The organism is Leptospira interrogans (assembly GCF_900156205.1).
GTDB lineage: Bacteria > Spirochaetota > Leptospiria > Leptospirales > Leptospiraceae > Leptospira > Leptospira interrogans.
Window position 1 is genome coordinate 25,806 of the sequence record NZ_FTNA01000027.1, and the last position, 23,932, is coordinate 49,737.

The 23,932-nt window shown below is 33.0% G+C and carries 15 protein-coding genes and 1 pseudogene; 5 read left to right on the top strand and 11 right to left on the bottom strand.

Annotated features, from left to right (window positions below; translation table 11 throughout):
* Positions 1–624 precede the first annotated feature (624 nt).
* Complete coding sequence (srpC, locus tag BW942_RS17070; protein WP_000486770.1) at positions 625–1,359, top strand: sigma factor SigX-regulated lipoprotein SrpC; 735 nt, start codon at positions 625–627, stop codon at positions 1,357–1,359.
* 574 nt (positions 1,360–1,933) lie between these two features.
* On the opposite strand, the gene BW942_RS17075 is transcribed toward srpC, so the two are convergent.
* Both BW942_RS17075 and BW942_RS17080 read right to left on the bottom strand, forming a co-directional pair.
* Positions 1,934–2,353 (bottom strand): globin, encoded by a 420-nt coding sequence (locus tag BW942_RS17075; RefSeq protein WP_001026807.1) that lies wholly within the window; start codon positions 2,351–2,353, stop codon positions 1,934–1,936.
* Positions 2,354–2,751: 398 nt separating this feature from the next.
* Positions 2,752–3,546, bottom strand: a complete 795-nt coding sequence (locus tag BW942_RS17080) for an FcpA-related putative periplasmic flagellar protein (protein ID WP_000682938.1) — start codon at positions 3,544–3,546, stop codon at positions 2,752–2,754.
* 132 nt (positions 3,547–3,678) lie between these two features.
* On the opposite strand from BW942_RS17080, the gene BW942_RS17085 reads away from it, so the two are divergent.
* Both BW942_RS17085 and BW942_RS17095 read left to right on the top strand, forming a co-directional pair.
* Positions 3,679–4,125 carry a methylglyoxal synthase gene (locus BW942_RS17085; RefSeq protein WP_000665953.1) on the top strand — a complete coding sequence of 149 codons (447 nt, stop codon included), beginning with the start codon at positions 3,679–3,681 and terminating at the stop codon, positions 4,123–4,125.
* Between the two features lie 923 nt (positions 4,126–5,048).
* On the top strand, positions 5,049–5,675 hold the full coding sequence (locus tag BW942_RS17095; RefSeq protein WP_001009732.1) for a hypothetical protein: 627 nt from the start codon (positions 5,049–5,051) through the stop codon (positions 5,673–5,675).
* Here the strand turns inward: BW942_RS17095 and BW942_RS17100 are convergent.
* From BW942_RS17100 to BW942_RS17120, 5 genes are all read right to left on the bottom strand, one after another.
* A complete protein-coding gene (locus tag BW942_RS17100) occupies positions 5,672–7,669 on the bottom strand; it encodes a tetratricopeptide repeat protein (protein WP_000603580.1) in 1,998 nt (665 codons plus the stop codon). The two genes, BW942_RS17095 and BW942_RS17100, sit on opposite strands and share 4 nt — an antisense overlap.
* On the bottom strand, positions 7,666–9,696 hold the full coding sequence (locus tag BW942_RS17105) for an NHL repeat-containing protein (RefSeq protein ID WP_017861764.1): 2,031 nt from the start codon (positions 9,694–9,696) through the stop codon (positions 7,666–7,668). The genes BW942_RS17100 and BW942_RS17105 overlap by 4 nt, the downstream gene beginning before the upstream one ends.
* Positions 9,697–10,187: 491 nt before the next feature.
* Positions 10,188–10,391: a hypothetical protein gene (locus BW942_RS17110; RefSeq protein WP_000406198.1), complete on the bottom strand. Its 204-nt coding sequence runs from the start codon at positions 10,389–10,391 to the stop codon at positions 10,188–10,190.
* A gap of 44 nt (positions 10,392–10,435) precedes the next feature.
* Positions 10,436–10,999: a DUF1564 domain-containing protein gene (locus BW942_RS17115; protein ID WP_000575851.1), complete on the bottom strand. Its 564-nt coding sequence runs from the start codon at positions 10,997–10,999 to the stop codon at positions 10,436–10,438.
* A gap of 922 nt (positions 11,000–11,921) precedes the next feature.
* Complete coding sequence (locus BW942_RS17120; RefSeq protein WP_001141967.1) at positions 11,922–12,863, bottom strand: histone deacetylase family protein; 942 nt, start codon at positions 12,861–12,863, stop codon at positions 11,922–11,924.
* 458 nt (positions 12,864–13,321) lie between these two features.
* On the opposite strand from BW942_RS17120, the gene BW942_RS17125 reads away from it, so the two are divergent.
* Positions 13,322–14,500, top strand: a complete 1,179-nt coding sequence (locus tag BW942_RS17125) for a putative glycoside hydrolase (RefSeq protein WP_000291460.1) — start codon at positions 13,322–13,324, stop codon at positions 14,498–14,500.
* Between the two features lie 1,098 nt (positions 14,501–15,598).
* On the opposite strand, the gene BW942_RS17130 is transcribed toward BW942_RS17125, so the two are convergent.
* Positions 15,599–16,399 (bottom strand): enoyl-CoA hydratase/isomerase family protein, encoded by an 801-nt coding sequence (locus BW942_RS17130; RefSeq protein WP_000505733.1) that lies wholly within the window; start codon positions 16,397–16,399, stop codon positions 15,599–15,601.
* Complete coding sequence (locus BW942_RS17135) at positions 16,399–16,926, bottom strand: hypothetical protein (RefSeq protein ID WP_000381195.1); 528 nt, start codon at positions 16,924–16,926, stop codon at positions 16,399–16,401. Before BW942_RS17135 ends, BW942_RS17130 begins: the two co-directional genes overlap by 1 nt.
* A gap of 633 nt (positions 16,927–17,559) precedes the next feature.
* On the opposite strand from BW942_RS17135, the gene BW942_RS17140 reads away from it, so the two are divergent.
* Positions 17,560–18,846: a DUF1577 domain-containing protein gene (locus BW942_RS17140; RefSeq protein WP_000268191.1), complete on the top strand. Its 1,287-nt coding sequence runs from the start codon at positions 17,560–17,562 to the stop codon at positions 18,844–18,846.
* Between the two features lie 1,235 nt (positions 18,847–20,081).
* Here BW942_RS17140 and BW942_RS17155 read toward each other — a convergent pair.
* A pseudogene (locus BW942_RS17155) lies at positions 20,082–21,231 on the bottom strand (IS110 family RNA-guided transposase).
* Positions 21,232–21,720: 489 nt separating this feature from the next.
* Complete coding sequence (locus tag BW942_RS17160; RefSeq protein ID WP_000232107.1) at positions 21,721–22,962, bottom strand: tetratricopeptide repeat protein; 1,242 nt, start codon at positions 22,960–22,962, stop codon at positions 21,721–21,723.
* Positions 22,963–23,932: the final 970 nt, after the last annotated feature.

Here is a 23,932-nt window from a genome sequence, read left to right on the forward strand (position 1 = left end):
GTTTCAAAACTTCAAAGGATTTTACGCGATAATTCTTTAGAAATTTTTAATATACAGTAGTTCCTACAGATTAGGTTGTATTTGTCAATTTGCGAACTTTCGAGTAGATCTAATGTAGTTAAATTTGTAATAGTTTCCACATTTTGATGCCAGCTCTTAATTGAAATGTTTTGTGGGATATATAAAAGTATTTAAATATTATAAAATACAAAATTATAAGCATTAAGAAAATTTCGTTCTATGGACAAAGTTTAAAACTGTGATAAGTGGGTAATTTTCTTTTTAAGTTTGTATATATAAAAAAATAAGATCGATTTTAAATACTTTGTTTAAATGTTTAAAAATGGAGTAAAGTTACAAAAATTTCATAGTTTTGAAGAAAAATTTAAAATAGAGACTAAAATCTTTTTGAAAGTATATTTATTTTTAGAAAAAAGCGTATTTCAAAAATCGTAAAGCGGGCAAAAGAGACAGAATCTGGGAATCACAGATTGTAAAGACGACTGAATTCACAAAACATACGCATTGGTTTTCAGGATTTAAATCTTATTTTTAAATTTTTTCGTGGCACAAAAAAATTCTGAGTTCGTTGGCTTAATTGAATCAACTTTGGAGGATTCGATTATGTTTCAAAAAAAAATAGCAGTTGCACTGCTCTTAACTTTGTTCTTTGCAAACTGTAACAGTAAAAAGGATGACGATTCAACTACCAATCTGCTTTTATTAGCAGCAGTTCAGTCTCAAAAACCCAATGCTTCCGGAGTATATGCGGCTTTAAGTATGTTGAATGGGAGTAACAATCCTGGACAACAAGGAGCCTATTCCAATGGAAAAGCGTCTCCTTTTTTAACAGGTCCGGAGACGACTAAGGATTGTTCTTTAGGCGGAAGTATGAAAATGTCGTTAGGAAATCTAACCGAGGGACAAGGTGCCAATGGATCAATGATTTTGAATTATACAGGTTCAAAACTTATCTTTCAAAATTGTAAAGAAAATGTTCCTTCGGCGGAAAAGGGAGGAAGTTCTGAGGTCACTACATTTAACGGAGAGATTTCAAGAGACGGTAGCTTAGAAGCTATTATTGATATAAATAGTTTCGATCAAAATACCGGTTCATTTACGTATACCATGAATAGCACTCAAAAAATGTATTCGGATTCTTATTCGGTCAACGGTTCTGTATACCCTAAAGTAGATCTTACTTTTAAAGTCAGTAATGGGAAGTATGCGGCATCGAACATGAATGATGTAGATAAAGCTACTCTGTCTGTTGAAGAAACAGTAGAAGTTACTGGAACTATTGGAGAAGAAAAAATAAAAGAATCTTATACTACTAAATATACAATTAGTTTTAAGTAAGTTTTTATCAGTACCGCCGAGTGAATGTCTCGGCGGTTTTCTCTAAAATTATCGATTTTATCTGATCAAATATAGATCTCAATTTTCATAAAAAAGATTTTTATATTATTAAAATTTAATGTGGCCGCTTTTACCTTACTGCTGAAAGACCTTTATCAGAAATCATCGGCAAATTTTTTGAGCCTGTCTCAAAACCTGAAAAGAAAATCAGTTATAATCATTAGAGTTGTTGAAAAATTCCCTAACTCTGATTAACAAAACTGCTTCAATTGCCCATTTCCATAAAATAGAAACAAATGGAGAATTAATTTTTCAACAATTCTATTTTATAGAAATTTCATTTTCATCAAATAAAGTAATTCTCATAGAATATACTATTACTCAGAATTACATAATAAAATACACAATGTTTATTCTGAGATAGAGTTTTTGCGATAAAGATTCATGGAGCTTGATTTTATAGAGAGCAGTCAAACTCATAGTCTTTTTCGTATTTTATAGAGATTAAAACATTCTCCAGTATTAAAATATTGTAATATATAGCTAAGAAAGTATTTTATAATATTTAAATGTACTAGAAGCTTATTTGTAGGTTATTTTCAGAAGAAGTATAAATCATTTTAAATACTTCTTGCCAACTTTTTTCCACTTCGTGAGAATACCAAGGACCGAGCCACTCTTCTAACGCAAATAGCCAGGCTTTTTCAAGAATAGGAATTTCTTCTGCCTGATTGCAGATTTTAATACATTCCGTGCCGAAATTTTGGATTGCCTTTTCTAATTGTGAGTATTGAACACTGGAGAGGGAAATGTTTCGAGCAGAGTTCATAAAATGTTTAACGTCTTCTAGTTGAATTCTGGAAAATATGTTCTCGTATTTTGTATGATTTTCTTTGAGATAGATAAAAAATAATTCCGCGAATTTAATTCTATCCAAATTGACTATATCAAGAGATTCATTTAAACTTCGAATTTGATTTTCTGAAATATTCATTTTTAGCTTATTCTCCCAAATACAATCAATCTAAAGGGATCTATAGAAGGATATTCGATTTTGATCTGTAGATCTTTTGAATTATAATACGATGTGTTATAATCGTATCGAATATGAATTCGCTGTAAGAAAATCTTGGCAAAAAAACTTAGTAGATCAGCAGGAGGTATTTGTTGAGTTTTATACTTATAAATCGTGGTGAAATTCAAACACACGGATTGCAGCATGATGCTCCAATTCCTTTAGAATTTCAAAAATCGATTACGTGGGAACTCACGTTATTCTAATAGTTCTGGATAAAACTATACTTGCATTTTTATAAAACTAAAAAGTCTTGTTGCTATTGGTTGTTCGAAAGATTTTTGGCAGACCCTAAATAATTAATCAAGAATTCTTGTTTAGTCTTTAAAAAGTTCTTTGGAAAATTCAAGATAATCCGAAGAGTTTTTTCCAAATTTGAACTCAGCGTATAAAAGTCCGTGTTTTTTTCGGAGAATGTCGTATTTTTCTCGCGCTATATCGTCTCGATTTTTTTTAGAAAGTCGATAGGCCCTTTCGTAACAATTAGCAAGAAAACCTTGAGCTTCGGAATCTTCGTAGTATTTATTTCCGATTTGGATATATCTTTCTAAAATATCCATAGCTTGCAGAAAATTTTTTAAAGCAAGTTGATGTTTGATATATTCTCTATAAATGTTAGCTTGTAGATCTCGAAACGTATCTGTGTCTTTAACTTTTTGATTTTGAATTCTTTCCAAAAAATTCATGGAAGAAACTAAAAGATGAATAGAATCGGATCTGGATTTATTTAAGTCTCTGGTAATTGCTCTTTCAAAATTTTCGCGGCGACTTTTTTTTTGCCATTCGTAACGATCCGCCTCAAAGCTTAAGCTATCAAATTCTTTTCGTTTAAGATTCATTAATTCGTTCGTTTTCCTAAAACGATCTACGGACTGTAAAAAGTTTTCTTTCGCTTTTTCAAAAAGGTTTTTGGAATTTTCTTCGCTCGCGTCGCCTAATAGATCCAGATCTTCGAATTGAAGAAAATCCTTTCCCCAGTCGGAATCACCGCTACTTCCGTCCGGAATTAAAATTTCGATTTTCTTTTCGTTGGAAGTTGATTCACTCCAGAGTAATAGAGGAAAAATAAATAAGATCGTAAGAAATGTAAGATAAAAAGAAGAATGCTTCATTGGAAATCTGTTCGAATCTAAGACAAGTCTAAGAATCGATTTGAAAAAAAATATTTTAAGTCAATTTAGGATTGGTTTGAAATTTGCGTCATCAAAAAATTAGATTCAAAATAAACGAGAAAGAGTAATAAAATGAAAGAAGTTTCCGTTCCGGCAATCAAAAGAATCGTATTGATTGCCCATGATAATCGTAAAGAAGATTTAGTAAACTGGGTAAAAACTCACAGAGAAATCCTTTCAAAACATCAGCTATATGGAACTGGAACGACTGGAAAATTGATAAGCGAAGAAACCGAACTTCCGGTTTACAGATTTCTTTCTGGGCCGTTGGGAGGAGATCAGCAAATTGGTGCTAAGATTGCTGAAGGAGATTTAGATATAGTAATTTTTTTCTGGGATCCACTAACAGCTCAACCCCATGATCCGGATGTAAAAGCTTTGCTTAGAATTGCGGTTTTATACAACGTTCCTATGGCTTGTAACCGATCCACTGCCGATTATATGATCAGTTCTCCTCAATTTACAAAAACTTATAAAAAGATCCTTTTGAGTTACAATACTAAAGTAAAAAAGGACTGATTAAAATAAGATTTATATTCAAAAGAAAATTTGAATATAGTAGGTTTTTAAAAAAAACAGATGCAGAATTCTAAAATGTTTATATTTACGGTATCGGTTATTGTAAACTATCTTAAAGATACATTATTCTTTGTCTGCTATTCGGACGCATGAAAATAATAATACGTTGAGCTTGTTTAACGTGAGTAGGGTGTAGAAAAATCAGGGCGAATCCGACTGGCTGTAGTAGCCAGTCGGACCGGGCTCTCAGCTTGGGTCAATAAATTACATGCAAGAAACGTTATATAAAATATCATCTTCAGTTGTAATTTATTGACCTCGCATCGATCCCTTTCGCGTTATGTCAAATTCACGATTGTAAAAACTGAAAATGTAGGAACTTCTTTAAAAAAGCCAACAAATTCGGGAAATACATTTGAAAACATTCATATCATTGGTAAATCGCCTATTCAATTTAGAGCCTGCCTCAAAACACCGTTTCAATGCAAAATATGGGTGTTTTATTAGAGTTGTTGAAAAATTCCATAGTGGCGATTAACAAAACTGCTTTAATTGCCGATTTGCATAAAATAGAAACAGATGGAGAATTCATTTTTCAACAACTCTATTATATAATTTAAAATAAATGTAGCGCAATCAAGTGATCAAAATGTTTGAGTTAAATGTCAATTTGTTTAAAAAATATTTGGGTGAAGAATGGAGTTTTGTTGAAAAATTAATTTTCTTCCTTAACTTTTTCATTACTAATCTCTATAAAATCGAGTGCCGTTAATTTTATCACAAAACACTGATTCTATGTAAAATAGAGTTGTTGAAAAATTCCATAGTGGTGTTTAACAAAATTATTTCAATTGCTCGTTTCTATGAAATAGAAACAGATGGAGAATTCATTTTTCAACAACTCTAATATAAAAGAATAATTTATGAATTTTAAGAATTCGCTTTCCATGTCGATCCAAAACATATTTTATATATTAAAAAACCGTCGAAACACGATTTATCCTTTGCGATTTTCGGAAGAAGCCGTCACGACTATTCGAACTCATCTTCTAGATCGATTTGAAACGGCGTTTCAAGTGAAACTAGAAAGAAAACACGAACATACAAAAGTTCAAGTAGGTTATGATAGAAAAAAAGGAATAAAAACCATACATACTTACCCGGTCGAGCTGGAAATTGCAAAAGAAGATGAGATTTGTTTGGAAGGTTCTATGATTGACTGGGATTCTGAAAAACATGAATTTAAAATTTATCCAGACGTAGATGTGGAAATAGAATATAATGGTATTCTAAATCATTTTGAGATGCAAGTAAATCGAAACGTATTCTCAAACGATAAAGTGAGAGTTTATACAAAAACTACGGGATTTCCGAGTTGGTTTCCAGTTAGAGAGAATATATTAGAAATTAATAAAGTAAAAATTAAAGGAAGAATTTGGAAATTGACTTTGGAGGACTGGTGCCAACCGGAAGAAATTATGAAAATCGAAAGTTCAATAGCTAACGAAGTATTGGATTATTTTAGCGATTTTCCTAAGCGTCAAAGTTAACGTTTCCAAAATATCCTATCTCCTTCTGAAATCGTTTTTAAACCGTTAATTCCATTATCGGGAACGGCTCTGGAAAGAAAGTAATCGATTTCTTCTATCGTAGCTTCTCCGGATTTTCCGGAGCTGTTGTAGATCTGGATTTTGCTTCCTTTTTTGAGGCCGTCAAGGGCTCCTACGTTGACTATCAGATCTTCATCCTTCACTTTTAATACGGAACCACTCGGAGGTATAGAAGCTAAAATTTTAGAAACAGATCTAACAACCGCTTCCGGTATAAAATCTCTACCTTTTGAAAATATTCTAAATGTCGAAAGCACTTTCTCGTGTTTGGAATCTTTGATTGTCCAATCTATGTGCAAAGAATGGTTTTCGTATTTTAGAGAACCATAAATTAGAAATCTAGGTTTGATGCTTTTTTTTGAAGAGTCTTTAATTTTAAGATATGTAGATTCGGTATAAGGTAGGGTTTCAGTATAAGGAGCTGCTTTGATTTCAAAAGATGGGTTGTTACGAGCAGATTCTAACACTTCTGAAAGAGTGATCGTAGGATTTAAAGAAAGATTTTTACGTACGGAAGAAGAAATTAAAAGTGCCAGATCTGGATAATCTCCTAAAAAGGATTTATCTAAAAGATCAAACATCAAAAGAACGGGTGGTGTTCTTCCATAATTTTCAACAAGATTGTCTCCTGTAATTTCTATTAAACCTTCTCTATAAGCGATTGATTGTTTGGTGGAGCTCAGAAGATTTTCGATTTCATATTGATATTTTTGATTTTCAGGATATTTCTTTCTCAAAAATAAAAGAAGGTTGAGATAACGCGGAAAAAATCCAGTTCGTTTATATTCTGATAAAGTTTGAAACTGAACTTCTGGTTGACCCGGAATGAGTTCTCTCGCACAAGAAAGATGATGAGAAGCCATATCATAGAGAAGAGAATTTTTAGAAGAACGAAAACGTTGCATTCTATATTCTCCTAACTTTCTTCTGAAAGAATGATTTTCTGGAAAATGATCGAGTGCAACCGATTCTGCTTTTTGTCTTGAAATGGAGTCTAAGTCGTCTAACTTTAATATTTCGATTAAATCGTTTTTAAGTATATCTTTGGAAGAACTATTTGCGTTTTTTTCTTCCGCAAAAGCTTTTAGATAAAGATATAAAGGGTTTTGAGGATAAATAGAAACGAGTTTGCGAGAAAGTGATTCTGCAGATTGAAAGTCTCCTTGCCATATTCTGATTTTTGCAAGTGAATCGATTGCTTCTTCAAAATCCGGATATAAAGAAATTGCTCTTTCCAATTTTTCGGAAGCGATTTCTAGTTTTTGTTTTTTTTCTGGATCGGAACTTTTTTCGGACCAATCCATTAATAACAAAGCCATATTAAAGAATAAATCCGGATCGTCTGAAGATGACGCAAGCGCCGCATTCCAAAGATGATAGGATTTAGAAAAGTTGCCGGTTTTGCCATTTACCTTCGCTTCTAAAATTTGAACTTCCTTAGAATTTTGGAGTCTGGATTTTGATGCTTCCAGTTTTTTAAGGGCGGATTCGTAATTTCCCATTTCTAAAAGAATCTGAATTTGAATTGGGGCCAGAACTGGATCAAACGGATCTGTTTCTAGAGAAGGTTTAAGGAGGTTTAGAGAATTATGATATTCTTTTTTTCGAATGTATCCTAAGGCGGCTCCTTTGATTGCAGCTTTGTTTTCCGGCTCTAATTCTAATACTTTGTTATAAGCGTCTAGGGATTCCTTATCCTTGTGAAGATGTTGTGCCGCTTCGGCAAATCCAAGTAAAGAACGGATGGACATAGGATTTAAACGAGAGGCTTCGGAAAAAGATTGATAAGCAGCCGTGTAATTACGGTCTTTAAGAAAAGATTCTCCTTCTTGGATTTTTCGAACTGTATCTTGCGAATGAGTTGATCCGATGGATAAGTATAAAATCAGAAATAATAGATATAGAAAAGGTTTTTGTAAAAAACTTAAAATCATTTCGTAAAAAATCCAGCTTCCGTTTTTCCGGATGTGTTTCTAAAATTCGCTTCTATAACTAAGGGGATATAAAAATCTTTCTTATCCGCGTCGATTCTACTTTTGAAGGATACAATATAACGTCTGTCTTTATGAGATAAAAAAGAATTATAAAGATTTTTTTCTGATCCTTCGCCTGGGATTAAGATAAACTTTCCTCCGGTAGAAGCGGCGATCATTTTATAGGTTTCGACTGCCGATCCCGAATCTGAAAGTGATAAGAAATAGATTGGAATTGAATGTGCTTTAGAATAGCGTATGATTTTTTCCGATGAGATTTGGGTAAAAGAATCCGGATACGAATTTCCTGAAACTAAAACTAATACGATTCTAGGTCCTAGGCGTCCAAGCAAATCGGATATTCCTCTATAGATTGCTTTTCCTGTTTTAGAACTAGTATCACTAGGAGAAGTTCTTAATATTCTAAAAATTTCATGCATAGAGTAGTTGAAATCAGAAGCTTTGATCAATTCCGTTCCCGAACGCAATACTTCAATTCCATCGTATTGTCGAAGTGAAGTTAATAGTGGTCTTAAGGACTTTTCAAATACAGGATAAGCTGCTTTAACTTCGGAAGTATTTTCATAAACGAGGGATAAAGAAATTCGATTGTTAAATTGTCGCATGTCCGTAAGGCCGATCAACGGAGAAAGATTTCCGTATTCATAAACCTTAAATGAATTTCTTGGAATTGTTTTGATGTCTCTGCCCGATCGGTCTCTTACACGTAGAAATACAGAAATATCCGGATAGTCATGATTTAAAACTTTTTCCAATACTACGTCCATGTTAGAAGACAATTGATTGGAAGGGCTGAAAATTTCTACTCGATGCCGATTGAAATCTGCAATGAACTGTGTTCCGGTATAGTCAAAGGTGGAAGAGAATGGTTGATTCAGTTTTCGGACAACATTTTTAGAATCTCGAAAAGAATCTAATAATCTCCAAGTATTGTCTATGGTATTATAAATGACGAGTCCCGACTTTTCATCGGAAATGTAAATTTCGTTTTTTCGAATTGTTAGATTGCGGGGCGAAGATAGTATGTTTGGATTGGTAATTTCTCGAAGAAAATTCCCTTCCGGATCGAATACCGCGATTCGGGAATTACCTCGATCAGCTACGTAGATTTCTCCTTTGGAATTGATTTTTAGCCCAGATGGGTTGCGTAGAATTCCGACCCCAATTTCTTGTACAAAGGTACCGTCTGATTTTAATTTCTGGATTCGATTGTTTCCGGAGTCTGAGACATAAAGATAACCGTTTTTTGTATAAAATATGCCGGTCGGTCCATGAAATGCACCATTCGTTTTTCCAGAACTTCCGAATCGGTTGATATATTCGCCTCTTGTATTGAATTCGTAAATTTTATCAGCTTTAAAATCAGCCACAAAGATTGAATTTGCTCTTAATGAAAAGAATAGGGGACCCGTTAAATTCCGACCTAAAGATCCTTTAAAGTTATCTATAGGATTACCGTTTGGGTCAAATTTTACAATATTTGCTGTATCAAAGGAGAGGACATAAAGAAATCCATCGTCATCAACGGCTACATCAGATGGATTTCGAAATCTAAAACGTCTGAGTTTATCACCTAAAATTGCAGAGTAGTACCGGACTGTTAAATCTTGACTTCCACCAGCTAGATTAATTCTTAGGGCGTCTAATCGTGCTTTTTGGATTTGATTCAGTCCTATCGTACCTTCAATTTGTTCTAATTCCGACATACTTTCAGGCCAATCCCCAGAGAGGTAGTATGAGTTTGAAAGTAGGAGCCGAGCTAATGTAAAATCATTTTTAATTGAAAGCGCTTTTAAAAAATTCTCTCTTGCGGATGAATACTGAGAATTATTAAAATAAGAGAACCCTCTTGTAAATTGAGTTCTTGCTTCTTTTTCTTGAATAGAGAAATTGGGAAGTCCGTCAGAACTCAAGGATAACGTAGCTGAGGTAAAGACTAAAATAATAAAAAGTCTGTGAAAATGCATGGATGCTTATTTTTGCCTCTATCTCTATGAGTCACTTGAAGAGACATAATTTCAAGAATTTTTTATTGAAGCTCCTACAATAGGATCTTCATCATATTTAACGTGAATTTGTTGAGTGATAGAGAAATCTATTTTGTAAAAGGGAGCCCTCTATAAATTTAAAAAGAATGATTTTAAAATCAACTTTTTGCATAAAATTGCCTTTTGATAACGATTACAAAATTAAAGTCTATTTTTATAGAGATATAGATTCTCTAAAGATTAATTTTTAATCTAATGATGATCTCTAAAAGCTACGATTTATACGAAAATTTGAAATGTGAAGTCACTTTACCCTCTGAATTTTACAAGCTTTTTCCTAAGCACCTTTGTTGTATTGAAAAATAGTCGGAACTTCTCTTGACTCCAGATTTTACAGAAAAATAGAGCGATGTGCAATTAATTCAAACTCAAATTTGATTAAATGATAAGAATTGAACCGTTAATAAAAATTATCTTGGTTTTAAAAAAGGAGATTTTACGAAGACTTTACGACTTTGTTTCCAATTTTGGTGATGTTTTTGCCAAATCTCTCTTTTTGCTCGGTTCTCGGAAAGTTCTGATTTAGTTTCTCGAATCAGAAAATCCAAAATCAAGATATAATTTCTAAAACGTACTTCAAAATGATTTAGTTTTTCTTCCAAGGAAATTTCCATTTCTTGTTTAAATATCGGATCTTACCTATAAAAAATAGAAAAAATTATGCGCTGTTCAATTCGAAATTTTTTCCAAGTAACATTTTCTTTGAAATTATTTTAGAATTAGAAAAGATTTTAAAGTAAAAATGAAAATGAATTTTTTGTTTTCCTAATTTTATAAGCTCTTCTGCTAAATTTATAATTTGCAAGTCTTCTTCTCGGTCTAAATCGACAAGCCGAGAAAACAACCTGCATACGGATAGGCTAAAGTAAAATCCTATAAATTTTGCTTTATACCAATCTTGGTAATCTGGACGAAAAGAATATCGAATCAGTTGTTGGTTTTTAGATTGATAAAGTGTTTTTCTAAAAGCAGCATCTGGGAATTTAGAAGATAAATCTCTTTTTTGAAACTTCAGAATCAAATAATGAAAATAATTCTTTAAATTTTTATGTTTTTTAATCTGTTTATGTAAATAATTTTCTAAGTGTATTGGAACCAATAAATCAGAAGGCCCCGAATCCTTTTTTGATTTTCCTTTAAATTCAGTGAACTTTTTTAGATGGTGTTTTAGCATTTTTATCTCCTCTTTAAATGCAGTTCCAGGAGATATAAAAAAGATCATATCAAGTGAAAAAAATTTCAAGAAAACCTCTATAAAATGAATTTTTAGTTTTGTGATGTTCGTAAAAAAACTGAATTCGTGCAGAAATTTGATTGGGCGATTATTCTTTTGAGACTTATAAGATTTTTTAAAAAAATATCTGTATTACTTGAAAATATGAAAATGATATCGAAGATGAATGGTCAATTTTTGAAGATGTAGGAAGTTCCATAGATTGAGTCTAATCTGAAATTGTTAGCTTTTTTGGAAGGGATTCTACATTTTAACGTTTAGAAAAACGATAGTTTATTTTCACGTGTTAAAGTCATAAATTTAAAAATAATAACAGTAATCAATTCAAGAAAGATTATTGCTGAAGTTACGATAATTTAAGAATCTGTTTCAAAACTTTAAAATTCACCATTTTTTAATCTTCAAAAAATATATATGGTAGTTCCTACAGAAACCGTCATATTGTATGACTTACGGCTTTTCGTATTTTTTTGTTATTTATAGTTTTTATATGAGTTCCTACATTTTTAGAATTTGTCCGTAAAATCGTGATTTGCAGTAATTACTACATTTAAAGAATCGATCTGTAAAGTTCAGATTCCAACTTTTTTCAGAATCATGGGTTCCTTAGTCGAACTCATGCTATTTGAAACTTAGAGCGTCTTGTTTCATAGGTTAGATAGGTTTTATTAGGCAGATTCTTAATAAAGACTTTTTTCAAAGATTTACATGTCGTAACTGCTATAGAAATTTAGAATCTATTCTACTTAAAAACTATATAAAAGAATACCAATGTTTTGTTCCGGAAATAGGATTTTGTGACAAAAAATTTAAGGTACTCAATTTTATAAAAATCTGTATTGTTGAACTCTGTTGCATAGTTTTAAGTAAAGTTTTATTTGAGATTTCTACTAAGGTTTTGGAATAATTCTTAAGAAAAAGAATTTAAAGCTGCTACGTGAACCTCTACGGATTCTGATAACGCAGCCAAGTCGTAACCCCCTTCTAAAAAGGATAGAACCTTGCCACTACAAATTTTATCTGCGCTTTCTAAAATGATACGGGTGAGGTCTTCGAATCCTTTTGTTGTTATATTCATTCCTCCGAGAGGATCGTTTTTATGTGCGTCAAAACCTGCAGAAATCAAAACTATATCTGGCTCAAAACGTTCCATTGTAGGAACAATGATCTCTTTGAATTTCTGAATATAGGCTTGGTCTCCAGAATTTACTTGCATAGGGATATTTTTTGTAGTTCCAATACCTTTTCCTTTGCCGGTTTCCGTTGCTAAACCGGTCATTGGATAAAATGGGAATTGATGAATCGATAGATAAAAAATATTTGGGTCTTCATAAAAGATTTCTTGTGTTCCATTTCCGTGATGGACATCCCAATCAATAATAAAGATTTTTTTAAATCCATTGTTTTGTAAATATCGGGCAGTAATGGCCACATTGTTTAACATACAAAAACCCATGATACGATTATGCTCCGCATGATGGCCTGGAGGTCTAAGAAGAGAGAAACCATTTTTGATTGTTCCCGAAATTAAGAATTCCGACAATATTATTCCAGAATTTGCTGCGGAGTAGGCTGATATCCACGATTTTTCCGTAAAAGGAGTATCTGAATCAAAATAACCTCTTTTTCCTTTAGAGTTTTCAATTTTTTGAATGTGATTTTGAGAATGGATTTCGTTGAGAAATTCATTAGGAAGCTTTTTCATTTCAGGAAAAAATAAAGAATTAAAATAGCTACTTTGATGCAATCTATTCAAACACGCAAGTAGTCTGTCGGAATTCTCATAATGTGGAATTGTAGAATTCGCATTGTGATAAAGAAAATCTTGAGAGTAGATAAAACCTGTCGGCATTTTATTTTTCTGTTTTTCTATTACGGATAGTTAAAAATTTATATCATTCATAAAATAAAAACTCAAATTTTTCAATGTAAAGAAACAAAAAAATTAATTTACCATGAAAGTGAATGAAAATAAAAGATGAATTCTTGTAAAAAATGTATTGGTTCCTAAATTTATGTTTTTTTGAAAGGAAAGTTATATTCTAATTTTTGAATAAACTTCATTGTTTTATTTCATATATTTTTGTAGTAATTAAATTGCCTTATCCGAAATTTGAAAAGTAATCTAAATTTTATTTCGAAATTGAATTTATTTTTTAGTTAAACATACTTAATTCCGACATTTAATAAAGGTTAGAGTTTTTATTAGACACATTATGTCCGATAAAAGTATTATTCTAAGATCAAATATAGGATTCTTGTGATAGGTTCTAAAAAGATTTTTTGATTTTTTTTAACTTTTTAATCTCTATGTATTATATTATCCTATTTATTATTTGTTTTGCTTGGACTTCATCTGCGTTTCCCGATTTTGATTTTCCTTTTCCAATAAAAAATACTAAAAAACATTCAATTGAGACGATTCTTTCTGAATCTCGCAAACAAGAAGTCGGATCTTCTGAAAATTTAAAAAACAATGAAAATCCTAAATCTTTTTTAGGAACACAAGTTGAGTCCGCTAAGACCGAATCGAAAATAGAATCTTTCAAATTTAAATCACCTAAAAAAAACAAAATCTTCAAAATAGAAGTCGTGAAAGCCCAGAATGAGGAAAATTTTTTAAAAAATTCCGACTTAGAAACTGTTTCTAATGTCAAAGTTCCGGAATTTTCCAGGGGGATTTATATTTCGCAGAAAACCTTAAAGAAAGAGAGAAAATTTGATGATCTTAGAAAAAAAGGGAAACAGCATGGGATTAATTTTCTCGTAATCGATATTCAACCTTCAGTTCCGTCTAAGGAAATTGTAGAAACTTTGATAACAGAAGGATTTTATCCTGTTGCTAGAATTGTGAATTTTGACGGGGGACTTCCGACAGAAAAACCATCTATCCAAAGAATCAATTCAATACATAAATCGATTCAAGCTGCTTGTAAATCCGGTTTTCCAGAAATTCAATTGGATTACATTCGTTATGCAGATAATCTTAACTTAAAACTAACTTACGAAATGCGATATAAAAATATCGCTGAAATTATTAAGGGTATCAGAAAGGAGACTCTTAGGTGTAATAATCTTCCTTATATTGGGGCAGATATTTTTGGTCGGATCCCATTTAACAAAAACGATATGATCGGACAGAAAGTAGAAATCTTTGCTCAACTTGTCGATGTACTTTATCCAATGCTTTACCCATCTCATTTTTACGGTATGTCCGATAAAATCAAAAATCCGTATCAGACTGTGTATGACGGAACTCTTTTTACGATTAAGAGATCTCTAAAAACGACAAGAGTTATTCCTTACATTCAAGGTTTTAATATGTCTGTAGGGAAGTCGGGACTCACACTTTCAAATTATATCAAAGCTCAAATAAAGGCCTCTTATGATAGCGGAGGGCATGGATTTGTAGTTTGGAATGCCTGGAATGATTACGAACCTACTTTTCAGGCCTTGAAAGACTACGAGAAAGAGTTGAAAAAGGACTAATTATAATTTTTTCAAGTGTGAGGTTTCTATATTTTTACGATTTTACTGACTCTTACGTAATAAATTAACATGAGTTTGGCTAACCAATAAGCAATGCAAAAGAGCGATAGCGATTGTAGCGAAAAGCGTGGTCGCGAGCGATTTGCCAAGATTTTCCTACACCAAATTCACATGAATTTTAAGATAATTTCCGTTTTAAAAACAGAGTTTCATATTCTATTGTTGAAGTACGAATAAGGCTAAATGAATTTGATATGAAGTTAATCTATTGAATTTTAATCAATAAAATGTAGGAACTATTATCTTTAGAAGAATTTTTATTATATTAACGTGAGTTTGGCGTAAGAAACCCATGATTCTGAAAAAAGTTGAATCTTAGCTTTATAGATCGATTCCTTAAATGTGGGAGCTATTACAAACCACGATTTTACAAACAAATCCTAAAATTGTAGGAACTCGATACCTTTAGAAAAATCTTTCTCTGTCGAACTTATGCTAAAATGGGATTAAAATTTTGATGACAGCCGTAAAACAGCGGTTTTGTGCAAAAATCTGATGGACGATGATTCTTTCTATATTTTCCCACAATTTTCAAAGTTTAACTGTGAAATCTACGATTTGTGAGAGTTAAGTCGCATTACAAATTTTTAAACATTTATTTTTTACGGAAAATCAGGTTTTTATAAAACGAATCTCTTACGCCGGACTCACGTTATATTAGAGTTATTGAAAAAATTCCATACCGGCGATTAACAAAACCGCTGCAATCGACTATTTCATGAAACAAAAACGAGACGGAGAATTAATTTTTCAACAATTCTAATATAATCTATAATCATTCAAACAATGAATTTCATGTAGGAATTTGATTTTACTCAGAGATAGATAATAAAGGTAGTTCGGTATAAAAATTAAATATTTCCGTAAATGTAGGAACTTCTATTTTAAAAAAATTTTATACTTAATTTTGACATTATTTCTAGAAATGTAGAAATTTACTGTATTCTTTTAATTTAAAAACAAAGTTCGGAATTGAAATTATTCAAAAATTTCGAGCATAAATTTTAAAATGAGGTGTAATGTCGGAATTACTATGCTTTATAGTCCTTTGAAAATTGGTTTTCTTTTTTGTTCGATCGCTTTAATTGTTTCTTTGAAATCAGAAGAAATAAAATTTCTTGCCTGGGACTCAGCTTCTTTTCTAAGAGCGGCTTCTAATTTTTCCTTATCGTAAGTGTTCTTTTTTAATTCACTAAGCGCTAAAGGGGCACTTTCAGATAATGCAATTGCAATTTCAGTAGCTCTTCCTAGGACTTCTTTTTGAGGAACTGAATCGTTACAGAGTCCAAGTCGGAACGCTTCTTCACCATTTAATGTTTCTGCTAAAAATAAAAGTCGATTTGCAATATGAGTTCCGAACAATTCTTTTACGATATAACTTGAACCCATACCAGGATGAATTCCGAGTTTAACAAAGTTGAATTGATATTTGGCTTCATTGGCAAAAATACGAATATCGCATGCGAATGTAAGTGAAAATCCCGCTCCAATTGCATGGCCGTTTGCAGCACAAATTACTGGAATATCCAAACGTCTTACGGATAGGAATAGATTGTAAAATTCGAACATTGTCTTTTTGTTCGTTTCATAGTCTTTAGTCGAAAAAGACTTTAATAGTTCGAAATTACCGCCTGCTGAAAAAATATCGTTTTTTCCCGTTAAAATTACAACCCTTGGTTTATTTTGTTCTGGAGTTTCTAGCAAACCTTCGATAATTTTTTTGAATTCTAAACCCATTTCGCGAGTCATAGAATTTCTGGTTTCAGGATTGTTGAAGCTTAAAGTCAGGATTTTGTTTCCTGAACCCAGATCGATTGTGTCTCGGTCTATGAATCCCATTAAACTGCTTTTTTCTCCAATTCGAAACTTTCATACCAGATTCGGTCGGATATGGTCAACGGTTTTTCTCCAATTCCCATCTGAGTATAATATTCGAGAAGTGTTTCCAGATGAATTGCTTCTTCATCTTCCAAAGTCCAAAAAGTAGAGTCAATGGATTTTGAAATCAGAGCTTGGCCTCTAATGGAATCTTGAAAGTATTCTGGTTTTCCGGAAAAAATTAAATGTGCGGAAATAAGATCGAATCGAATCGTTTCCAAGATTTTTTTGAATTCGAATTCCGACTTTTCGAAATATCTGGATGCGATTTCGGTTTGAAAATAGTCTCCCCACGTTAGAATGTCCGGTTCTACACCTGTTTTCTCTTTGATTTGCTCAAGCTTATCTTTCTCAATAAAAGGAGTAACCGCAAATCTATCTACAAGTTCTTTCAGAGCAATCAGATTCAGAATTTTTCCGGCTGATAGCTTTCCTTGTTTCATCATATCAAACAATTCCGGATTGAGTTCCGACTTTCTTGTGTCCATACATTCTTTTTCGGGATATTTTCAAACCTTCCCTTGGATTTTTTCTAGATCTATCTAAAAACTATTTCAGTAGTGCAGATTTGATTTTCTCTAAGTTGGGGCTAAGTTTTTAATTCATAATTTTCAAGTTTAGAAAGATGGCATTTATTTTGAGGCCAAAATTTTTTAAAAACAAGTCGAGTCTGAAATCTCCTCTATAAAATTCGAAAGTAACATCTCGATGTCAGTTTTCTTCGTGAAATCATCGCTTCACAATCTCCGTTCAATCAAAAATTCATTTTATAAGGGTTCCATATTTTTATCTGAGATAATAACTTATTTGAGTTTAGGCTGTTATGTCTCTTATGATTTATGCACAATGAAACTGCTCTTGATAGAGAATTCTAACACTTACTGATCATAAAATTGAGCACCTTAAATTTTATCGTAAAATAGAATTATTAAAAAATGAATTCTCCATTTGTTTCTATTTCATGGAAACGGTTAATTGAAGTAGTTTTGTTAATCTGGACTATGGAATTTTTTAACAATTCTAGTTCCAAAGTAAAATATTGGGACTCTTTTATATAGTTCTAAGTAGTAACTGAATTCCGACCTATAGAAGGTCGATATTCAAGATAGAAGTTTAAGCTCATGGCAGTCGGAAGATCGGACAGTTTACAGGAACTCATTACAATTCTGGAAACAATGTTCGGAGAAACGATCATTGGAACCGACATCAATCTTGTAAAACATCTGTTTTATTATCTCAAGGCGGATGAGGTAGAATTCCCGTTTGATTACGACGGACAAAGATTTTTTGCCGTCGTGGAAAATATAGAAGAAACTACTGTAAACCTAAGAATTTCGGGTGCGACACAAGGACTAACTTTAAGAGCTAAAATCAGTTTTGAAATCATGAATATTCTTTATCAATTCGAAGTAATAATACTCGAATTTATGGAAGATTCGATTGTCCAAATCCGAATTCCGTCGGAACTACAAGCTGCTTCCTTTAGAAAAAATGTCCGTGTGGCCGTAGACGATCTATTTATGAACTATGTAATACTTTTCAGATCGCTTTCCGGTGGAGGAAGAGAAATCGGCAGAAACATACAAGTGGAGCAAAGATTCAATAGTCTCATGAGGGAAATCAAAAAGGATAATCCCGATTTAAGATTAATAAATATTATAATATCTGAATATATTTCGAACATTTCGAGGGAATACGAAATTGTATTTTTTTCTCAGCATAGGGAAGAGACATTTTTAGACTCTTTTGTTCGTAGACACGACCGGCCTGTATTTATACCGGATACTTCCTTGATCATTAACTATATACGTGAAGATGATGGTTCTGAATCAATTGGTGGAAATTACCGCGAAGAATATATGAGAATGGTTCTTGAAAATGGACAGGATTATGCAGATAATTTTTTTAGAGAGCTTCAAAAAAAAGAGATCAGGGAATTCGTGATTTCTTATATAGTATTGCCGATTCGATTGTTCAATGATGTAGTAGGTTACATTCGAGTTTATACTTCGGCCATGGATCGTTTTTCTATTACCCCTTTTCAAGTTGGTTATTTAATCGAACTTGCAGAAATTTTCAGTTACTCAATTACTAAAATTTTTATTCGAGAAAATAACTACGGAAATGCGAAATCAGGGACCAGGGTGGTTGATATTAGTATAAACGGGCTTTTGTTCGAAATCGAAGAAAAAAGAATTTTTCAGTATTTAAAAAAACATAATATTATAAAAATATTTATTCCGGTTTCAGAAAAAATCCTAATTTTAAGAGGCGAAGTGGTTCGATATATTGTCGTCGATGAAGATAGATATCATCTCGGGGTGAATTTTTTTGATTCTAATCCGGATGACATGTTAATTCTACAAAAGTATATCTTTACTAGGACTAGACGAATCCTTTCGGAATAAAATGGATTTTAAGGTTCGCCCTGTTCAGGATTAAATAATGCGGGCGCTCAAGTTTTTTATTAGTCTTTTCTAATTTCATTGAATCAAGAATGTCTTATTCTAAACTACCTTACGTTCAAGAAATATATCTTTCTATCGATCGGCATTTGGAAACGTTTTGCTCTACGAAGAAATAAAAAAGATAGTTCTGTGAAAAATGAAAAGAACCGAAAAAGATTCAAAGATTTAGAGAGAAAAAGGCTGAATGGAATCATTTACTTGAGAAGAGTTATACATGTTTAGAATAGCCTAAAAACTTGAAGTCAGTGATGCCTTGGTGTGATTAGTATGAAAAGTAACGGTAATAAGTTATCTTTTCTAGCTTTTCCTTACGGTTCGTAATAATTGCAACTAATAAGAATATAACAAATATTTTTCTTTGAATTATAATCAATCCTTGGTGAATGATACTTTATCTATTTTGCATATTTAGAACCTGTTCCAAAACCGTCCTATGTGGGAACTACCGCGAAAATTTAACAAGATTAGAACTGCTGGAAAGTTCGTAAATTGCCAAATGCGACCTGTAGAGCGACCATAGAAGCGATGCATTGAGTTTCACAAAAATGTAGGAACTACTAACTTTATTAAAAATTTCTAAAGAATTATAATGTAAAATTCTTTGAAGTTTTGGTACAAGCTCTGATATGGCGCCCCAACCAGAGCCGTAAATATATTTTTTTAATCACCCAATAATTTAGCTCGTTAGAGAAAAGCATTTGCGACGATTGATCAGACGGATATTCGCGGGTTATACATTGGGAGCTGTTCTTAGTCTAAAAACAACTTAGCACAATGCTTTCCTATCATAACCAACCCCACAAATATTTGATCTCAATATAAATCTGTCGGAGTTACGACAAATCCTCTGTAAAACTTGGTTCCCACCCTTTTATTTTTGGGTGGGGTGGTAAGGTTCGGAAAATTTTTCTCTATCAGAAAAACATACTTTTTGCAAGTAAAAAGACTCATTCTTGTCGGAGCACTTGAAAAATGTGCCTTTTTGAGCCTTCTGATTCTAAAATCCTATTCAACTTGTGGGTAAGGTTATGGCTTTCCTATGGGTCGCGTTGTAGATCAAATCTGAAATTCATCAGATTTGCTTCAACACTGAGTCAACAAATATTCCTCCTTTATCGTACATCTTCTCTAACGAGTTCGTATTGGATGAATTTTCATTTCTCTTTAAAACTACTTTAAGCTGCCAGATTCATCGCCGCCCAAATAAATCCGGATAGTTCTCTTGAAACTGCGGTTATCATTACCTGAGGGCTTTTTCCTCTTAGCTGTAAGTTACGAAATTTCTTGTGTAACCTTAAGGAAGCTTTTTCTGCTAAAGCAACGACTAATGCAGGTTGTCCGGTCCTTCTTGCGGCTACGATCTTACGGGGAAGCAATGCTGCCAAGCAGCTTCCGTCAAAATGTCTGGGACTTCCAGTTTTTGTAATCCCTGTTTGTTTTCTTTTGGAACCGCTAGAATATTCTCCGGGAACAAGTCCAAGAAAACTCATGAAAGAACCCGCTGTTTTAAATCTCTTAAAGTCGCAGACTTCACAGAGTAAGAACATGGCCGTTAAATAATCCACTCCTCGAAAACATCTTAAGATCCCCACTCGTTCTCTAAAAGCTTCACTCTTGATCCATCGCTTTGAGATTCTCTTCCTGAACTCTCACTCGGCTGTAATAGTCGTTAAACGTTTCCTGAAGGATCTCATTTTCAAAATGAAGATTATTCAACCATTTGTAATGACTCGTGGTCCAATATTTCGTGGCCGAATATACATTCCCTTTTCGTAATAGAGACTTCATCAATCTTTGATGATTCCTTCCTAAATCCAAACGAAGACTGTCACGCGATCTTAAATAATCTTTGACTACTTCGTTCTCTTCAGTTGGAACATGTATCGATTCTAAATCCCCACTTCGTAATAATCTAGCTAACTTGATCGCATCTCTTTTATCCGTTTTGATTTTGTCTTGGAATCTTTCCTGGCGCTACAAGGATACAGTTCACTCCCAAAGACTTTAGATATCTGTAAAGTGGATAACTGGTTACTCCTGCTTCGTAGCAGCAATGGATTTCATTCCATTCCGATTTGAGTTTATTGATGAATTTTTTGATCTGAACTTCATTATGCTTTATCTGTTCTTCTTTCACTACATCTTTCGATTTGCTCGTTAAATAAGCCAAACTGATCGTTTCTCTGTGGACATCCATCCATTATACTACATACCTTTCTTTTCACTTTAGTTCCTTCTGTTGGTTTTCTTGTTTTGTGGTAAATGCTTCGCATCTAACCCACGTTTTTCAAGCCCAGAAGGGGCGCCATTTTGTCTTAGTTTTATGCCACCTTGGTAATGAAATTGGCGTAATTTTTTAGTCCTGGAAATTTTTTTAAAGCCCATCGTAATGTGACCTTGACTTAAGTCAATGTGGTAAGTTCTATCTCGGATTAAGGAGTTAATGATCCCATAAGATTAATACCGTAAATTTCTATTGCAAAATTCTGTTTCAATACAAAATACTGAGGACTTTATTATATAGTTCTAATTAAAAATTCATTTGTAGAGGTTTATCAGTAAGATTGTTATTGTTATATTTTATAGAGTTTCTATTTAAACTTATCTAAAAACATGAAAAGAAATTTAGACCGCAATAAGCAAATCATTCCCAACAAATTATAGTGTCTATATTCATTTATAAAAATGATTCATCTTAGTTTTTTAGTTTCTAAAGATTAAAAATAATGAGGTTCCCATACTTTTTAAAGTTTGGGAATAAATTTATGGTCTGAGAATGCGCGCAAAGTTTTAAAATGCATAAATGAAATAGGATCAGTTTAAGGATTTTAAAACATAAGGGTCACCCGGAACAGAAGCTGGTTTAAATACTTTATATTTTTCTAATGAATCTGCAAATTTGTTTTTTAAAATTCCTATTTCTTCTGATTCACCTAAACCACTTTGACCCGTATCAGAGGTCAATTCGGAGATTTTATCTATATAGAGTTTAGAAGCCAAAAGATAATTTCTATAATCCGAAGGATTGAGTTGGATTGCGTTTTTTATAAGTTTTTCGGAAATTTCAAAATATGAATCTGATTTTTTTCGATCCATGGAGGAAGGGCCAGACTTAGATTTTTCTTTATAAAGATAATAGTAAGTCAATGCAGAATGGGTAAGAAGTTCGGAATCGGATCGAGTAAGTTTGAAAGCTTCTTGAATCACTTCCATTGATTTAGAAAGAATAGACTGATTTTTAAAACCTTCCGTGTCATATTTATGATTTAAGTAATCAATGTATTCGGTGTAAAACTCAAGTTCTTCTTGAGAATTTTCAAAACGTTTGCGGTTATTCCAAGCCATAGAAAATTCCGATCCGGCTGAAATGTAGGCTTCTCCCGTTTTTTTATAAAGAAGACCTAAACGGAAATGTCCCATAGGAGAAGAAGGATCCAGGCTGATGGTATGTTTATACGACCGAATTGCTTCTGCAATTTCGTTTCTAGAAAAATGATAGTCTCCCATTTTTCTTTCCACGATTGCAGGTTCGGCTTTTTCGGAAGCTAAGGGAGCAGCCACCATTAGATTTCTATTTTTAACAAGACTAAGATTTCCAATTCCTCTTGCCCTTTTGCCAATAAAAGAGGTTTGAAAGATGGATTTGATTTCGATTTGTGCGACTATATTACCATTTTTATAATTTTTATGATCAAAGTCTTTTTCGATGAGATATAAAGTCTGACCGACCCTAAGACCCGGATCAAAGTTAATTTTGATTGTGACTAGATCTGCCCTTGTATCAACTCCTATGTCAAGGTGTTTGTTTTTTCCTTTTTCTTCAATCGGTTTGACCTTATCATACAAAACGGTTTCTCCTACAAGAATCATCTTTTCCTTTTCCGGTTTCCCAGGATCTCTGAAAGCATAGACAAGTTCTCTAGAGACAAGATTTCCAAAGGAAGAGATAAGAAGGAAAGTTGAAAAAAAAGAACAAAAGAATCTCACTTTATAAAGATCGGCGAATTTTACGAACTTGCCTCTAAAAAAGAACCGATTCAAAGAAGAGAAAACCATTTCAAAAGATAAAAATTTAACGGATCGAAATATAAAAGCTGAACTTGAGATTTGTTAGACGGTGTTCGCTTATGAATTATTTTTTAGTGTGATTCTGTAAAATTTATGGCGCCTCCTTTCGATCTATGATCGAAAGGATCGCGCTCTGTCGCGACTACGCTTCGCTTCGGTCCGTTTCCGTTGGAAACGTGACCGCGTTCGCGTCGCTTGGATCGCTGGCGCTTGCAATCTACTATAAAATTTAAAAAGAATGATTATCCAATCAAGTTTCTGTGTGAAGCTGCCGTTCTTACGACCGAAGATTCAATGAATAAACTCATTAAGAACTTTTATCCTAAAATCTCAAAACCAATATTAAAATCGAGAAAAGATATTTAACATAAGTTCAGCATAATCCAATGCTAAATCGATTGGGGTATAGAACGCTCTTTCAAACTCAGTAAAACGCTTTCCTGAACTCAAATCTCGCGCGTCCTATGGTCCGAGATAGGTCGCGTTAACTCAGCAAAACGCTTTCCTGAACTCAAATCTCGCGCTTCCTATGGTCCGCGAGATAGGTCGTGTTAACTCAGTAAACGCTTTCCTGAACTCAAATCTCGCGCTTCCTATGGTCCGCGAGATAGGTCGTGTTAACTCAGTAAAACGCTTTCCTGAACTCAAATCTCGCGCGTCCTATGGGTCCGCGAGATAGGTCGCGTTAACTCAGCAAAACGCTTTCCTATGGGTCGCGTTTTAGGTTGTTCGATGATCGTGTTCGATAACAAATTGAAATCAGGAAAAGATTTTGTTTTCAATTGAATCCTCAATTTGTTGATTGGAGCCGAAAGCACGGTTGCCCCATCTTTCTTACGTTGAATTCATGTTATTTAAAGGTTTGTGGGAACTCCCACCAAACTTTGATTTTACGGACAAATCTTGAAAATGTGGGAACTCCCACCCAACTTTGATTTTACGGACAAATGCTGAAAAT

Coding starts and splice junctions, on each gene's coding strand:
- BW942_RS17120 (WP_001141967.1), bottom strand. CDS start 12,863: ATGCCGACAGGTTTTATCTACTCTCAAGATTTTCTTTATCACAATGCG.
- BW942_RS17115 (WP_000575851.1), bottom strand. CDS start 10,999: ATGATCTTTTTTATATCTCCTGGAACTGCATTTAAAGAGGAGATAAAA.
- BW942_RS17135 (WP_000381195.1), bottom strand. CDS start 16,926: ATGGACACAAGAAAGTCGGAACTCAATCCGGAATTGTTTGATATGATG.
- BW942_RS17110 (WP_000406198.1), bottom strand. CDS start 10,391: ATGGAAATTTCCTTGGAAGAAAAACTAAATCATTTTGAAGTACGTTTT.
- BW942_RS17080 (WP_000682938.1), bottom strand. CDS start 3,546: ATGAAGCATTCTTCTTTTTATCTTACATTTCTTACGATCTTATTTATT.
- srpC (WP_000486770.1), top strand. CDS start 625: ATGTTTCAAAAAAAAATAGCAGTTGCACTGCTCTTAACTTTGTTCTTT.
- BW942_RS17130 (WP_000505733.1), bottom strand. CDS start 16,399: ATGGGATTCATAGACCGAGACACAATCGATCTGGGTTCAGGAAACAAA.
- BW942_RS17100 (WP_000603580.1), bottom strand. CDS start 7,669: ATGATTTTAAGTTTTTTACAAAAACCTTTTCTATATCTATTATTTCTG.
- BW942_RS17140 (WP_000268191.1), top strand. CDS start 17,560: ATGGCAGTCGGAAGATCGGACAGTTTACAGGAACTCATTACAATTCTG.
- BW942_RS17085 (WP_000665953.1), top strand. CDS start 3,679: ATGAAAGAAGTTTCCGTTCCGGCAATCAAAAGAATCGTATTGATTGCC.
- BW942_RS17105 (WP_017861764.1), bottom strand. CDS start 9,696: ATGCATTTTCACAGACTTTTTATTATTTTAGTCTTTACCTCAGCTACG.
- BW942_RS17075 (WP_001026807.1), bottom strand. CDS start 2,353: ATGAATATTTCAGAAAATCAAATTCGAAGTTTAAATGAATCTCTTGAT.
- BW942_RS17095 (WP_001009732.1), top strand. CDS start 5,049: ATGAATTTTAAGAATTCGCTTTCCATGTCGATCCAAAACATATTTTAT.
- BW942_RS17125 (WP_000291460.1), top strand. CDS start 13,322: ATGTATTATATTATCCTATTTATTATTTGTTTTGCTTGGACTTCATCT.
- BW942_RS17160 (WP_000232107.1), bottom strand. CDS start 22,962: ATGGTTTTCTCTTCTTTGAATCGGTTCTTTTTTAGAGGCAAGTTCGTA.